11 protein-coding genes and 1 tRNA gene are annotated in these 14,899 nt (G+C 69.3%); 6 read left to right on the top strand and 6 right to left on the bottom strand.

The features are described 5' to 3' along the window. Nucleotides 1–328: 328 nt before the first annotated feature. Entirely contained in the window at nucleotides 329–703 is a 375-nt protein-coding gene (locus ASF27_RS10690) for a hypothetical protein (RefSeq protein ID WP_056359965.1), read from the top strand. A 36-nt stretch (nucleotides 704–739) separates the two neighbouring features. Here ASF27_RS10690 and ASF27_RS10695 read toward each other — a convergent pair whose 3' ends face one another. Then, nucleotides 740–1,033: a hypothetical protein gene (locus ASF27_RS10695; protein ID WP_056304183.1), complete on the bottom strand. Its 294-nt coding sequence runs from the start codon at nucleotides 1,031–1,033 to the stop codon at nucleotides 740–742. Between the two features lie 223 nt (nucleotides 1,034–1,256). Here ASF27_RS10695 and htpG point away from each other — a divergent pair, with 223 nt between their 5' ends. The 4 genes from htpG (at nucleotide 1,257) to ASF27_RS10715 (ending at nucleotide 4,797) form a co-directional block, all read left to right on the top strand. Continuing rightward, nucleotides 1,257–3,113 (top strand): molecular chaperone HtpG, encoded by a 1,857-nt coding sequence (htpG, locus tag ASF27_RS10700; RefSeq protein ID WP_056359931.1) that lies wholly within the window; start codon nucleotides 1,257–1,259, stop codon nucleotides 3,111–3,113. 55 nt (nucleotides 3,114–3,168) lie between these two features. Beyond that, nucleotides 3,169–4,212 (top strand): glycosyltransferase family 4 protein, encoded by a 1,044-nt coding sequence (locus ASF27_RS10705; RefSeq protein ID WP_056359934.1) that lies wholly within the window; start codon nucleotides 3,169–3,171, stop codon nucleotides 4,210–4,212. An 83-nt stretch (nucleotides 4,213–4,295) separates the two neighbouring features. After that, nucleotides 4,296–4,385, top strand: a tRNA-Ser gene (locus ASF27_RS10710). 100 nt (nucleotides 4,386–4,485) lie between these two features. Then, the gene (locus ASF27_RS10715) at nucleotides 4,486–4,797 is read left to right on the top strand and encodes a DUF6538 domain-containing protein (protein ID WP_056359936.1); all 312 of its coding nucleotides are present in this window, start codon (nucleotides 4,486–4,488) and stop codon (nucleotides 4,795–4,797) included. A gap of 1 nt (nucleotide 4,798) precedes the next feature. Here ASF27_RS10715 and ASF27_RS10720 read toward each other — a convergent pair whose 3' ends face one another. Next, the gene (locus ASF27_RS10720) at nucleotides 4,799–5,869 is read right to left on the bottom strand and encodes an IS630 family transposase (RefSeq protein ID WP_056359939.1); all 1,071 of its coding nucleotides are present in this window, start codon (nucleotides 5,867–5,869) and stop codon (nucleotides 4,799–4,801) included. Nucleotides 5,870–6,072: 203 nt separating this feature from the next. Here ASF27_RS10720 and ASF27_RS10725 point away from each other — a divergent pair, with 203 nt between their 5' ends. Further along, the gene (locus ASF27_RS10725) at nucleotides 6,073–6,414 is read left to right on the top strand and encodes a hypothetical protein (protein ID WP_056359942.1); all 342 of its coding nucleotides are present in this window, start codon (nucleotides 6,073–6,075) and stop codon (nucleotides 6,412–6,414) included. A gap of 288 nt (nucleotides 6,415–6,702) precedes the next feature. Here ASF27_RS10725 and ASF27_RS10730 read toward each other — a convergent pair whose 3' ends face one another. The 4 genes from ASF27_RS10730 to ASF27_RS22720 form a co-directional block, all read right to left on the bottom strand. Then, a complete protein-coding gene (locus tag ASF27_RS10730) occupies nucleotides 6,703–9,363 on the bottom strand; it encodes an MHYT domain-containing protein (RefSeq protein ID WP_056359945.1) in 2,661 nt (886 codons plus the stop codon). A 713-nt stretch (nucleotides 9,364–10,076) separates the two neighbouring features. Then, the gene (locus ASF27_RS10735) at nucleotides 10,077–10,571 is read right to left on the bottom strand and encodes a hypothetical protein (RefSeq protein ID WP_056359948.1); all 495 of its coding nucleotides are present in this window, start codon (nucleotides 10,569–10,571) and stop codon (nucleotides 10,077–10,079) included. Between the two features lie 408 nt (nucleotides 10,572–10,979). Then, entirely contained in the window at nucleotides 10,980–12,170 is a 1,191-nt protein-coding gene (locus ASF27_RS10740; RefSeq protein ID WP_210166269.1) for a hypothetical protein, read from the bottom strand. A gap of 379 nt (nucleotides 12,171–12,549) precedes the next feature. Next, nucleotides 12,550–14,853 (bottom strand): ADP-ribosylglycohydrolase family protein, encoded by a 2,304-nt coding sequence (locus ASF27_RS22720; protein ID WP_082478987.1) that lies wholly within the window; start codon nucleotides 14,851–14,853, stop codon nucleotides 12,550–12,552. Nucleotides 14,854–14,899 lie beyond the last annotated feature (46 nt).

Raw genomic sequence — 14,899 nt, forward strand, 5'->3', positions numbered from 1 at the left:
TTTCTTTGAAAGAGCACGATCCGGCGACGGCCCGGCATCCATCCGGATCGCATCCGAGCACTCCCGGTTTCGATGCCCGTCTCATACGAACGGTGACCTTCTCGCCGAGCACCGTCGGGCGGGTCGGGTAGAAAATGACGACCTGCCTCGCGGCGGGCCATCATCGAACGGTCGTTCGCTAACCTCGTCCCGCTCGTCCTGTGTCCCACTACCGAAGGCGCTTCCAGCTGCCGTTCGATATCAAAATGCCCAGGTGGTGCTAAAACCACCGCAACGGTGCCAGCGCTGCGAGCATGCGACTGGCCATGGCACTCGATGGGTAATGCACATGACCACCAAGCTCGCGGAAGAGGTTGCACGCGCTACGGCTACGGGCCGCCGTCGAGCAAAAGCATTCTCCGGTTTGGGCGGCGCCGAACAGTTGCCGTGGGCTGTGATCGAGGCCTTCGATGCGGATGTCCGAGGCCATGTGGAGCGCGACCGTCGCATCGAGGAGGAGCGGGACCGCGTTCTCGTCGCAGCGGTCGGGCTGGCCGAGACAAGGCCCGAGGATGGCGCTGAGGCGCTGGCAGCCGCGCGGACACGCCTCACGGATGCCATCGACTATCTCGAACAGGCGGTCCTGCGGTTCGGGATCGTCAACGCCCAGGCGGCTAAGCGTGGCCTCGGCGATCATGGCCAACGCGTCGCCGCCCACATCTGATAGACCCGATGGCGACGCGGGGCCGTCTCCGTGGTGTCAGTCGACGACCTTCAGGTCGTTCAGGGCGACGTCGCCGTTCTGGCTCGAGAAGCGCGGCGCCGTTCCGTTGGTTTGCTGGACGCCGGAGATCCGGTGATCGCCGCTGTCGTAGGTGGTGCGCTGGCCGTCGATCTCGACGAGGAGGCGGTGAGCATCGGGGAAGAACGCGTAGCGCATGTCGTTCTGGCCGCCGCTGCTGGCGGGTTGGCCAAGCTCCCGCGGCCACCAAGGCTCGGTGCCCTTCATCGGCTCCATGGGTTTCATCGGCTCCATGGGTTTCATCGGCTTCATCGGTTCCACGCGGCGTCTCCTTGGCGTCGGGATGGGAAGGCTTGGCTACGCTCGAACGCCGTGAAGGTTGCACCGCACCCACGTGTGGCATTGAATTTCCGCCCCCCCACGCGCATATCGCGCGCATTCGGGTAGCCCCGTCGCAGTGGCACCGTCGGGGATGTCCCGGCGGGGACGCCCGTTCCGGTATACCCTTCCCATCACACCATTCGGAGGCGGACCCTTGAGCGACACCGTGGAGCGGCACGAATTCGGTGCCGAGGTCGGGCGCCTGTTGGACCTCGTGGTCCACGCCCTCTATTCCGACCGTGAGATCTTCCTGCGCGAACTCGTGGCGAATTCGGCCGACGCCATGGACCGGCGCCGCTTCGAGGCCCTCACGGATGCGGCCTCCGCCCTGCCGCCCGACGCCAAGATCCGCATCGTCCCCGACAAGGACGCTCGCACCCTGACCCTGTCGGATGCCGGCATCGGCATGACCAAGGCCGAGCTCGCTCAGAACCTCGGCACCATCGCGCGCTCGGGCACGCGCGCCTTCAGCCAGTCCCTCGGGGACGCCAAGGCGGAGGACCGGCCGAGCCTCATCGGCCAGTTCGGCGTCGGTTTCTACTCCGCCTTCATGGTTGCCGACCGTGTCACCGTCACGTCGCGCCGTGCCGGATCGGACGAGGCCTGGACCTGGGCCTCGGAAGGTCAGGGCAGCTACACCCTCGAGCCGGCGACGCGCCCCGAGCCCGGTACCGATATCGTGCTCCACCTCAAGGAGGATGCTAACGAGTACCTCGAAGGCTACCGACTCGACCACGTCGTGCGCAAATGGGCCGACCACATCACCGTGCCCATCGCCCTCGTGGAGGACGGCAAGGAGGAAACGGTCAACCAGGGCACCGCCCTGTGGCGCAAGGCGAAATCCGAGATCACGCCCGAGCAGTACACGGCGTTCTACCGCCATGTCGGCATGAACTTCGATGAGCCGTGGGCGACCCTGCACTGGCGGGCCGAAGGCGCCCTCGAATTCTCGGCGCTGCTGTTCGTACCCGGCATGAAGCCGTTCCAGGCCGTGGAGAACGAGCGCGCCAGCAAGGTGCGCCTGCACGTCCGGCGCATGTTCATCACCGACGAGGCCGAACTGCTGCCCTCCTGGCTGCGATTCGTCCAGGGCGTGGTCGACACCGAAGACCTGCCGCTCAACGTCTCCCGCGAGATGCTGCAGGCGACTCCGGTGCTCACCAAGATCCGCCGCGCGGTGACGGGCCGAGTTCTGACCGAGCTCACCAACCGGGCCAAGGACGCGGAGGGCTACACGCCGTTCTGGGAGAACTTCGGCCCCGTCCTCAAGGAGGGCATCTACGAAGACCATGAGCGCCGGGCCGAGATCGCCCCGCTCCTGCGCTTCCACTCTTCCGCCGTGGAGGGGTGGACCTCGCTCCCCGATTACGTGGCGCGGATGAAGGACGGCCAGGAGGCGATCTACTACCTCGTCGCCGACGATGCCGACGCCCTGCGGAACTCGCCCCAGCTCGAAGGCTTCCGCGCCCGCGGCATCGAGGTGCTGCTGCTCTCCGACCATGTCGACGCGTTCTGGCCCGAAACCCTTGGCCGGTTCGACGACAAGCCTCTGCGTTCCATCACGCAGGGCGCTGTCGACCTCGCGAAGTTCGCGGGCGATGAAGACGGCGCCGAGGTCCCGGCCTCCGTCGAGGCCCTGGTGACGGCGTTGAAGGCTGCGCTGACGGCGGACGTCTCCGAGGTGCGCGCCACGGACCGCCTGGTCGAGAGCGCCGTGGTGCTTTCCGCCTCCGGCGCCGGGCCGGATCTGCAGATGCAGCGGCTCCTGCGCCGGGCCGGGCGCGGCGGCGGCAGTCTGCCGGTCCTCGAGATCAATCCGGGCCATCCCCTGATCCGGTCGCTGGCCGACCGGGTCGCGGCGGAGGCCGACATTTCGGATGCCGCCGGCACCCTCCTCGACCTCGCCCGGGTCCAGGACGGCGACACGCCGCGCGACCCCGTCGCCTTCGCTCGCAAGGTGGCGGCCGCCCTGGCCGACGCCTCGACCGGCCCTTCGACAACCGCCGCATGATCGCCCGGCGCGCCCGACCCGGCTCCATCGCGCGGGCTCGGGCGCGCCGGATCCCGTGAGGATCCTGCTTCCCACCCTGTACGACACCCGCGGTGGCTCCACGCGGGTGCTGCTCGCGGCGGCGGAGGCCCTCCGCCCCGCCCATGCCGTCACCGTGCGGGCGCCCCTCGCGGAGGCCGACGAGCGCAGCCCGGCGCTGTTCCCGTCCCGGCCGCTCTCGAGCCGATGGCGCAAGCTCGCCGTTCTGCCGCGCTTCGCCGGTCTCGTGGCGCGCGAAACCCTGGCCCTGCGCCGCCTGCGCCCGGACGTGATCCACGTCCACGACGAGCCGTCCCTCTACGTCTACGGCCTCGCTGCCCGGAGCCTGCGTCCACGCCCCTTCGTGCTCTGGCACCTCCACGCCGATGCGGGACACGGCCGCGCGGCGCGCCTGCGCGCCGCGCTGGCGGATGCGTGCATCCGCATCAGCCCGCATGTCGCCCCGCCCGTGGGCCTGCCCTCCGCCCTGATCCCCAACCCGCTCCCGCCCCTCGCCCGGCTCCCGAGGCCGGACGGCGATCCCCTGTCGACCCTCGGGGTGGTCGGCGCCGTGGTGCCGCGCAAGGGACAGGATCTCGCCGTGGAGGCCCTCGCGCGCCTGCGGACGGCGCATCCGCACGCCCATCTGACCCTCGTGGGCCCCGAACTCGACGCGGGCTTCGCTGCCGGCCTGCGCCGCCGGATCGCTGCCCTGGACCTCGACGCGGCCGTGACCTTCGCGGGCGAGCGGGCGCCCGAGACGGCGTTCGCCGGAATCGGTCTCGCGGTCTTTCCCTCCCGCGCCGAAGCCCAGCCCCTCGCCCTGGTGGAGGCCCTCGCCCGCGGCCTCCCCATCGCGGCGAGCGACATCCCCGCCCACCGCGCCCTCCTGGCGGGGACGGAGGCCGACCCGGACGGCCTCGTCGCCCTGACACCGGATTCCCTCGCCGCCGCGATCCTGGCCGCCGCCCGAACGCCCCCACCCACCAACCTCGCCGCCCGCATCCGCGACCGCCACGACGCCACCCGCTTCGCCGAGACCCTGCGGGCGCAAATGAACACCTTTCGCGCCGCGCCCTGAGCGCCGCGACTTTTCTCCCCCGCCCGCCTTGTGACTCTCACACGACCCATGCTAAGCCGCGCTCGTCTCATCGAGGCCCCCGCGGAGAGGTGGCAGAGCGGTTGAATGCACCGCACTCGAAATGCGGCATGCCTGCAAGGGCATCGGGGGTTCGAATCCCCCCCTCTCCGCCAATCAGCCTGAAAAGCCTTATTTTTCAGACGTTCCCAAGGGAAACAGCGACTTCGCGGCCGTCCGGTGGTACACACAGATGGTACACACGTGGTTCTCGCTATGTCGCGTCCCTGGCCCCATCCGAAGACCGGCGTCTTTTGGTTCCGTAAACGCATCCCGAAGGACCTCCTGGCGCTCGTCGGCAAACGCGAGGAGAAGGCTAGCCTCGGGACGAAGGACGTGGGCGAGGCCAAGCGCCGGCACGCCGCGCACGCGGCTCTGGTTGAGGCCCGCTGGGCTAACCTGCGGTCCGGCGTGCGGCAGTTGAACCTGCTTGAGGTCCACGCCATCGCGAGCGAGTTCTACGAGGACCTCATCCCAAAGTTTCGAACGGGTCAGTTCTCGCCCGTCTTCAACCTGCTAGTGCACTGACTCAGACAGATGGTTCAGGGGCTCGGTTGAGGGCGTCGAAGATAGCGGCGGCGGGTTTGGTCCAGACGAAGGGTTTTGGCTTTCGGTTGTGCTCGGCGATGTAGCGTTTGATCGCGACCTGCAGATCGACGAGGCCGGTGAAGGTCCCGCGTCGCAGCCGACGGCGCGTGAGGGCTGAGAAGAAGCCTTCGACGGCGTTGAGCCATGAGGCTGAAGTCGGGGTGAAGTGGAAGGTCCAGCGTGGATGGCGGACGAGCCAAGCGCGGACCTTTGGGTGCTTATGCACGGCGTAGTTGTCTAGGATCACGTGGACGAGCTTGCCCGCCGGCACGGCCGCCTCGACCGCGTTGAGGAAGCGGATGAACTCGCCGTGGCGATGGCGCTGCATGCAGCGTCCAAGCACGGTTCCCTCCAGGACGTTCAAGGCGGCAAACAGGGTCGTTGTGCCGTGGCGGGTATAGTCGTGGGTCTGGGCGGCGGGATGTCCGGGGCCGAGCGGCCGGTCGGGACGGGTGCGCTCCAAGGCCTGGATTTGGGACTTCTCATCGATGGAGAGCACGACCGCATGGGCGGGCGGGTCCATGTAGAGACCGACCACGTCCTCTACTTTCTCGACGAAGGCCGGATCGTGCGAGCGTTTGAAGGTCCGCACCCGATGCGGTTGCAGGCGGTGCGCCTCCCAGATCCGCTGGACGGAGCGCAGCGAGATCCCAATCCGCTCGGCGACGGCGCGACCGGTCCAGTGGGTCACCTCGCCCGGCGGCTCCGAGCAGGTCAGCGCCAGCACCTCGGCCACCGCTCGAAGGGGAAGGGGCGGAATGCCGGGCGGTCGCGTCTTGTCCCGCAGCAGGCCGTCGACGCCTTCCTCACCGTAGCGCTGCTGCCAGCGCCAGACGGCGGGTCGACTGACGCCCGCGTGCCGCGCCACGTCCTGCACGCTCAGGCGCTCGGCCGAGAGCAGGATGATGCGGGCTCGCAAGATGTGCTTGAGCGGACGCGAGCGGTCGCCCGCAATTCCCGTCAACTGCGCCTTGGCCGCGGCATCGAGAAGAATGCAAACGGTCTGAGCCATCGCCCAAACTCGCACGCATCGCGCCCCCCGTGAATCATCCGCTCGCGTCAGTGCACTAGCCGCATCGAGACCGGTCAAGCGTCGCCTCAGGTAATGGCCCTGGGCTGGGGGAAGCGCGCGGAGACGTCCGAGCGCAGGGCCCGCACCTCCGCGGCCACGTCGGCGATCGCCTCGGTCACACGCTCCGGCACACGGCCGCCACCATGCTCCGCATCGCCAGCGTGGACGTGCGCAAGGGGGCCGACCTGCTCGGCATGGCAGTGCAGACGATGGTCCGTGTGTACGGGCAGTGGACGATGGAGGGCCAGGAGGCCGCCGCCGAGGCCTTGGCGGACACCCGGGGCCTGCGGAAAGCCGTGCCGCTCCTCGCCCTCGTCCCGATGCTGTCCGAGCCGGTGGTCATGGCGACGCCGGCCAACGACGACGCGGCCACGCGGCGCAAGGCGACGGACCGCCGCCGCGTGGACACCCCGGCGTTGCGGGTCGGCCAGAACGGTACCCCCGTGCCGCCAAGGTCCCCGGCGCGTCTCTCGATCGTTGCCTAGGCCCAAAAGGGGATAAGGCCCCGATCTCCTGACCGAGCCCGGGGCGAGCGATCGCCCCGGGCTTCGCTCGTCCACGGCCGCGGGAGGACAGGCCGGAGGGATGCCGTCCGCTACGGCCGGCATCCCTCCGGCGGGTCGAGACGCTCCGTGCGCGAGAAGCCCGGCGATCCGTGCCGCGGGGATGTCGTCATCGAGCGTGGGAGTGAAATCGATCGGTTCCGTCGAGGACGCCGGTTGCGACGGCGACAGCGTCGCCTCGGATTGGCGGGACGGTCCGCGTTCTCGCCCTCAGGTTCGCGACGGCTCGTACGTCGGAACCGAGCCCTTAGCGTCCGTTTGACGATTGTCGAGCTTGCGCAGTTCGGTGGCGATGTCCTGCAGGCAGGTGTCGCCCTTGCGCAGGATCCGGTCGGCCTCGGACAGACGGCCGCGCTCGGCGGCCGTGATGTCCCGGGCACTCAGCACCACCACGGGGACCTCGGCGCACCCTGGTAGGCCCCGCAGCCGATCGAGGAACGAAAAGCCGTCCATCAACGGCATGGTCAGGTCGAGTAGCACGAGACGCGGTACGCCATGCCGGACCTGGTCGAGCGCGTCGCAGCCGTCGCCTGCCTCGCGCACGCTCCAGCCGTTGCGCTCCAACACGGTCCGGAGGCGGTGGCGCATGTCGGCGTCGTCGTCGACCACAAGCACGTCGCCGTCGGACGCCCGGAACTGGTCCAAGATCGTACGCAGCCGCGTCCAGTCCACGGGCTTTGGCACCGCCTCGACCGCCCCGAGCGAGGCGCTCAGGGCTGCGTCGGCGACGAAGCTGACCATGACCACGGGGATGCTGGCGGTCTCCGGGGCTGCCTTGAGGGAGGCGAGCACCGACCAACCATCCATCTCGGGCATCATCACGTCGAGCAGGATGGCCCGGGGCTTGAGCGACCGGGCGAGGTCGAGCCCGGTACGCCCGTCCCCCGCCGTGCGAACGGCGAATCGCTGGCGTTCCAGGAACCGGGTCATCAGCTCACGCTGATTGGCCGCGTCGTCGATGACGAGCACGAGGTCGCCCGTAGCGGCGTGGTTCTCGGGGGCCGCCGGCGTTGCCTCGACAGCCAGCTCGGGGGCCGCCGCCGGGACGCGCAGGGTGAAGCTGGTCCCCCGGCCCTCGACGCTCTCGACGGTGATGTCGCCGCCGAGCAACTGCGCGAAAGCGCGGCTCAGCGCCAGCCCGAGGCCGGTCCCCCCGTAGGTGCGCGTCGTGCTCTCGTCGGCCTGGGTGAAGCGCTCGAACAGGCGCCCGACCTGCTCGGGGCTCATGCCGATGCCGGTGTCCTGCACCGTGAATCGGAGCCAATCACCGGCCACGTCGACCTCGCGAGTAGCCCTCAGGGTGATGGTGCCGCCCTCCGTGAACTTGGCGGCGTTCGACAGCAGGTTGAAGACGCACTGGCGTAGCTTCAGCGCATCCGTGCGCGCCCGGCCGACGTCGTCGGCCACGTCCAACGCCAGGACGTTGCTCTTCTTGGCCACCAATGCCTCCACGGTGCCTGCGGCATCCGTGACGAACGCGGCGACGTCGATATCCTCCGGGTACAGCTCCATCTTCTCGGCCTCGACCTTGGACAGGTCGAGCACATCGTTGATCAGCCCGAGCAGGTGCTGGGCGTTCGACTTGATCTTGCCGAGGTCCTTCAGCAGGCTGTCCTGGCCGAGCTCCTCCGCCTCCTCCTCCAGCATCTCCGAGTAGCCGATCACCGCGGACAGCGGCGTGCGCAACTCGTGGCTCATGTTGGCGAGAAAGCGGCTCTTGGCCCGGCTGTGCTCCTCCGCAGCGTCGCGGGCTTCCTCAAGCGCCGTCTCGAACGCGCGGCGCTCGGTGACGTCCGCGTGCACGCCGACCCATTCCCGGACCGCACCGTCGACGTCGCGCACCGGCACGGCGCGCACGGAATGGTACCGCCACGCGCCATCCGGTGCCCGGACCCGGTGCTCGACCCTATACGGCGTCCCGCCCCGGACCGCCGCCTCCCAGACCCGCCGCGTCTCCGCCAGGTCCTCCGGGTGGATCGCGGCCGTCCAGCCGCCGCCGCGGTACTGGGCGAAGGTCTGTCCTGAGATCTGCTCCCAGCCGGGCTGCTCCTCGACGAGGTTGCCGGCGGCGTCGGCCGTCCACATCACCCCGTCCACCGCCCGTACCGCCGAGCGGAAGCGCTCTTCGCTCACATGGAGGCTACGTTGGACCCGGCGCTGGTCGAACGAGCCGGCCATCATCGCTAGGAACAGGATGACGAAGGTCACCCCCGCCACCGCCAGGGCGAGGTTCTGCTGGTTGACGCCGAGCGAGGTCGCGTGCGCGGCGTGGGCGCTGGTGCCTTCGGAGGTGAAGGTCGCAGCTGCCATGCCGGTGTAGTGCATCCCGGCGACAGCGAGACCCATGACACAGGCCGCGGCGAGCTTCTGCCAGGGCTTGTTCCGGCGGAACGTCAGCCATAGGGCGGCGGTCGCCGCCGTCACGGCGATGGCGACGGAGGCCGCGACGATGGCGGGATCGTAGGCGAGGTTGCCCGGCACCCGCATCGCGGCCATGCCGGTGTAGTGCATCGCCGCCACGCCCGCCCCCATGAGCGGCCCCGCGACCAGCAGGGATGCGGCGCTTGTCCCCCGATATCCGACCCAGGCGAAGGCCGCGGCCGTTGATCCGACCGCGATGCCCAGGGACAGCAGCGTCAGCCCGAAGTCGTAGGCGGCGGGCAGGCCCATCTCGAAGGCGAGCATGCCGACGAAGTGCATCGCCCAGATGCCGCCGCCCATGGCGATTGCGGCGCCGGCCCCCCAGGCCCAGCGCGGGCCGGCGTCCCGGCCGCGGACCCGGGCCCCGAGGTCGAGGGCGGCGTAGGACGCGAACACCGCGATGACGATGGAGAGCGCGACGAAGGTGGGATCGTAGCCGGTATGGACCATGGGACTTCCGAGGGGTGATCGCGGAGCCATGGCACGAAAACGTAGCGGTGTCGGGGCAATCGCCCATTCGTGAAGACGACGGTTGATCCAGCGCATCGAAGGGTATCGCAGCAATCGCGTCGCCTGCCGTTGACGTAGCTGTACCGCGGCTCGCTCCTCACCTTGGGCCGCGGCCAGCCGGATCGTGGCCGAGGCGACGCGACCCGGTAGTGGGACGCGCCCGGCAACCGCTGCGCGACCGTGCACCCGAACCCAGGACCGGGATGAGTCGGATCCCCGCCGACCGTGCCGACCGGGAGACGCCGGCCGGTCCCATGTATCCATGGAATGCTTTTCGCGGACCCGGGAACATCGTAAAGGCATGACGCGGGATGCCCGGCTTCCATGCCGGGCGTCCGCGACGGCGACACGGCCCCATGGGGAGCTGGCGTTCCATGGACCGGCGGGGATGGGGAGGTCCGGGTCAGCGTGGGACCGTCCCGCCGGACGGGTCCGGTGTCCCGCAACCTGCGGGAAACCTACGGGATGTCCCGGTTTTGCGCCCTACCGCGTGTTTGCGGATAGGAAACCGGCTGATCCTAACCCATTGATTTTCATCGATGCTGGTTCGGTCCGATCCGTTCCGATGCGGCCTCGTCCCTTCGAGAAAAGGCCAACCTCCGGGAAACCTCCGGGAGGATTTTCAGGCCCATCCGGCGGCTTCGGCGAGCGCGTCACCCCGTCCGTCCAGGATCATCCAGATACCAGCGCCGCCCCTCGCAACGAACCAGGCCGGCCGCCCGCAGTACGGCCTTAGCGGTCTCCTCGGCCCCCGATTTGACGCCCCGACCCTGCACCGCCTTCGACATCTCGCGATCGGGGAGGCCTTCACCCCCAGCTTCCTTCAGAACAGCGAGAACCGCCCGCATCGCCTCCGCGGCCGGGGTCCCGGCCGGCTGCCCCTCGGCGGGTCTGGGGGCCGTCTCCCGCTCGAACACCTCCTCGATGCGCCTGCCCAAACCCTCGACCGCCGCAACGATGTCCGCGACCGATGGAGTAGGCTCGCCCGCTGGCGCGCTCCCGGAACTTCCCTCTTCCTCGACGACGAGCCCGCGGCTCGCGAGAAAGGCCAGGGCGGCCTCGACGTAGACGTCGCTGACGAAGCGGTCCCCATCGTCGAGCGCGGCCTGCTTCATCGCCCGATGCACCCCGGGCGGGACGTAGACCATGACCTTCCGCTTGCAAGCCACATCCGGATCCACACGCGAAATGCCGTTCGACCGAGGCATGCCGTCAAGCCCATTGCATTAACAGCATGCTGTCTTGCAGGCTTACTATTAAAGGCGCGTCGCCACTGGGACGCGGCCAATGCCGTAGTTCACCACCAGCAAGACAGTTTGCTGCCGTACTGGTGCAGGCGTGCGTATGGGCTGTGTGCGGTTGGCGTGGAACCAGATCATCGGGAGGCGATGCGGTCCGACCTTGCGCATGATTTCGCGGTCGTGAACCTGACATATGCCCCCAACCTAGCAGCGGCCAAGTTCTCTCTCGGCCTATCGCGTCGGTCGGCGTTTCCTGCATGTGTCGCCGGTAAGGCGTCTTTCGGATACGACCCGGCAGCGCGCCGCTGCGCCCCCTCACTCCCTGGAAGCTGGACCGCCCATGTCCCGACCGGGATCCGTACTCAGGTGAGGCATCAGGTCGGCGTAAGTCCTGGCGCGTGCGACAGCGCCGATGATCGACTTGAACACGGGAGAGCGCGCCGAGGCACGCTCCACGTTCGCGAACGTCCCCTTGTCCACGCTGGTGAGCCCCGCGTACGGCGAAAGGCTGACGAGGTGGACATCGTTCATGACGCTTCCCTTCCGTCGCCGGGGCTGTTGCCCGAAGCGGTCCATGGCGTCGCCGATGACGGCCGACGGTAGGCGCTCGGCACGTACCCGCTCCCTTACGACCGTTGGGTCCACGCCGGTCCCGCGGGCGGCGATCGAGGCCCGGTGATGATGGAACGCGATGCGTTGCAGGTCCTCGATCGTCGCATTCTCGTCGAGTTCCTCCGGCCTCAGCCCCATCGCCCCGAGCAGGTAGACGATCGGGTGGACGCCCGATTCCTGCGCCTGCCGCATCGCTTCGCGGACGGTGGCGGTGAACCAGGCCGCGACCTCGGCCGGGTTCTCGATGCCCGGGTCGCCACGTTCGGTCACCTCGCTGGTCATCCTGGCTCCGAACCGTCGCAGGAAGGCTTCGTGATCCTCCGGCGTCCGTAGCGGCAGGCGAAAGAGCTCCCGCAGGGTCACGTTCGGCGCCTTCTCCACGTCGGCCTGGCTGATGGCCACCGTCCGTTGGGTCCGCTCCCTCTGCCGACGCATGTTTTCGCCGAGGTACGGCCCGACCTCGTCGAGCGGGCGCATGACATCCCTTCCGGACGCGAAGGCGAAGACGTCCGGGCGCGCGGCGTCGGCGATGGCGAGTGTTTCGGAAAAGCCCGTCGCGAGCGCCGCGGCGACCTCGGTTCCCAAGACGTCGACGATGCTGCCGAACCCCGCCTCCGGACCCCGGCCCGCACGCACGTAGGCGACGACGGGTCGGGACCTGATGTAAGCGAGGCGCTCGCCCCTCACGGCGGCGTCGGCGTGCGTATAGATTTCCGCCAAGTGGTGATAGCTGAGCGCCAGGATCCAGTTCCCGGCGTCGAGAAGCCCCTGGAAATCCGACGCCCGACGCCGCTCGTCGGCACGTCGCGAGTTCAGGTCCTTGACGAATTGGCCGAGGTGGGAACTGTCCAGCACGAGAAGCTTGAGGGTCGATATCCTCGACGTGTGCCCCATCGTGCGCCAGCCCCGTACCCCGCGGATCAAGTCTGAGGCTACGCCATGCCCCCGAGCTCGGCATAGGTGAAAGCGCGTGGCGCGGCGGAATCAATCGCCGCGGCTTCCAGGAATGTCCGGCTTCCACGTCTGCGACAGTGGGCGTCGCTCCGGGACCGAGCCTACAAACGTGGAAGCACTTCCCGCGGCGGAACCAGACGTACCGAAGTAAGGCCGCCGTGGCACCCGCGAACTCGGCATGTTTCATCAGGAAACAGGTGAGGAAAACGGCTGACATTTCCCGCTTCCCTTAACTGCGAACGCCGAGGATCGTGCTGCGTCGTTGTACGTCGCTAGGTCGCTGGGACCCTGAGTGCAGGCCGTCCCATCCGCGCGTCTCTTAGGGCACGGGCCGTAGCATCTCCCGTAATAGCTTGCCCCCTCGGCTACCGGCTGTCTGGAAGGCTCGGCGCGGCTCGGCACCGGCGTAGACCACCACGCGCGGCTCCTCCGTCGTGACGCCCCACAGCTTGGCTGAACGGGCAACGATCAGGGCTCCCGCCCCGGCCCGCACGCGCGGCAGGATCCCGTCCCGCACGAAACGGCGGATCATCCCAGACGAGGGGAGGCCCCGCGCCGCCCGCGTCGCTACGGCCCCCTCCTTCGAGTGGTAGGGCACGAGCTGGAGGACGCAGATATCGGGGGCGTCGGCCTCGACGATGTCCGGCCCGAAGGTCCGGCGCGCCCAGCGGAACCCCGGATGCGTAGCGTGCTCCGTCAGCAGGTACGGGTAGGGCCGGTCGCCCCGGAGGTTGGCCCGCAGGGCGGCCTTGAAGGCGGGCCTGGCCTCCTCGACCGCGTCATCCGGGCTCAGGCCGGGGTTCAGGAACAGGATGTGGACCTTCGCGTCGCGCAAGGATCCCGCCCACGGCACGGGGTGGAGGTCGAGGGCGAAGTCGCCGTCGCCGTCGCCGACGTGCCCGAGATCATCCGGGTGGACATGCGCGTCCCCCAACCGGGACCAGAAACCAACGAGTTCGTTGACGGATCGCTGCCACGCCCCCGGGTCCTCGCTAGCCGCCGGAACGATATCGGGGCGCACGTCCGGCACGCGTGACGCGACCCCGGGTCCCCGCCCGGGGATCAGTTCGCCGACACCCGGTCGAAAAACCCGGACTCCCTCCCCGGTCTCGACGAACCGCGATAGGGCCGCCGCCGGGGCGGCGTCCGACATCGTGGCATCGAGCAGCGTCCCTGCGATCTCCTCGATCCGGTCACCCCAGGCGAGGACGGCGACCCAGTCCTCCGGGATGCCGGACAGGCCGTAGACGGCACCGGCGAGCTGGCCGGCGATCGCCGCCGTGGTGTCGGCGTCGTCGCCGAGGTTGGCGGCGAGCAGCACCGCGGACCGGAAATCCGTCGTGCGCGAGACCGCCCATACGGCTGCCTGAAGCGAACGGACGACGTAGCCCGAGCCCTCGATCGCGTCGCGGGGAAGGCCCCTCCAGCCCCCCTCGACGGCCTCGGCCGAGGGGCTCCCCAGCACGTCGTCCAGCGACGCCCCCGCGATGGCCTGCGCAAGCATGTCGGCGAGCAGGCGCGAGCAGCACACCGTGGCGGGCGAGCCGTGGGTGGTACGAGTCTGCCGGTCGGAGACCGCCATCAAAGCCTCAGGGTTGTTCCAGTGGCGGATCGCGACGGGGGCCAGGCGCATCAGCGCACCGTTGCCCGACGCCGTTCCGCTCGTCGAACCTGCGATGGGGTCCCCCGTGCGCCCGTAGCGATCCAGGGCGTCGCGCGTGGCGTTGCCGATGTCGAAGCAAGCGCCCGTGCACGAGTACTCCCCGCCCCGGTACCACGCGGTGAAACGGTCCATTAGGTCCCGGGGATCGAGCCGCGGATCGTGCGCGAGGCTGTCGCCGAGAGCCAGCGCCTGTGCGGTGTCGTCTGTCCACTGGCCCGGCCGTAAACCGAACGGACCGCCGCCGACGATGCCGTCAAGCGCTGCGTGGCGCGGTTTGGCCGTGAACTCGATCGTAGTGCCGAGCGCGTCGCCGACCGCCAGTCCGACCAGCGCGCCGACCGCCCGGTCACGCAGGTCGCCGCGCTCGGTCGATGGGCGATGCGGGGGCACGACCGCCCCCCGCACCACCCAGTGTTCCTGCGCGGGTGTCTCGATCGCGCCGGGGCGGACGGTGCGAACGGCGTCGATTGCCTCGCGGGGGTCCATGCCGTCCTCGGCGAGGAGCCGCGCGACGAGCATGCCGGAGCGCCCCAGGCCTCCCCGGCAGTGGACGAGCACGCGGGCGCCGCGGGTAATAAGGCTCCGCAGGCGGCCCGAGAGGGCGGGCCACGCCGCCTCGAAGGCAGCGTCCGGTACGGACACGTCGACAATCGGGACGTGGTGCCATTCCATATGCCGGCGCCGGACCTCCGTGCCGATCTCGGCGATCCCGACCCGAGCCAGTTCGTGCGCCTCCATCAAAGTCACCACGGCCGCGGCATCCCAAGCCGCCACCGCGTCGAGGTCGACGCCGAGGTCGCGTTCGTGCGGGCCGAAGAAGCCGTGGGGCTGCCTCTTGCCGGGCGCGATGGTGATGCCGAGCCGTCCCCTGTGCCGGCCGACTTCGATCTCGGCGATCCTGAGCGGGTTGAACCGCCCCGGGATTTCCGGAGGCTCCAACTCTTGAGAGACTGGAGCCATGACAAAGCATATCCCACCCTTCTCCCCTGAGGTCCGCGAGCGGGCG

This window comes from Methylobacterium sp. Leaf102 (assembly GCF_001422425.1).
Classification (GTDB): domain Bacteria; phylum Pseudomonadota; class Alphaproteobacteria; order Rhizobiales; family Beijerinckiaceae; genus Methylobacterium.